The 239-nt window shown below is 66.9% G+C and carries 1 protein-coding gene; it reads left to right on the forward strand.

The genetic code is table 11. From position 1 onward, the window contains the following. Positions 1-239, forward strand: a 239-nt coding sequence (locus ACPYOM_RS23745; protein ID WP_481347867.1) for an AMP-binding protein, incomplete at both ends; no start/stop codon positions are given.

Here is a 239-nt window from a genome sequence, read left to right on the forward strand (position 1 = left end):
CGGCATGACCGAGACCTCGCCGGTGTCCACCATGACGCGTGCCGGGGACACCCTGGAACAACGGACGACTACCGTGGGCCGGACCATGCCGCACCTGGAGAGCCGGATCGTGGACCCGGGTTCCGGGGAAGTGGTGGAGCGCGGAGTGATCGACAAGCTCTGCACCCGGGGATACGCCGTGATGGAAGGCTACTGGGGGCAGCCGGACAAGACGGCCGAGGCAATTGACGCTGAGGGAT

This window comes from Monashia sp. HAY1-2A (genome assembly GCF_056755315.1).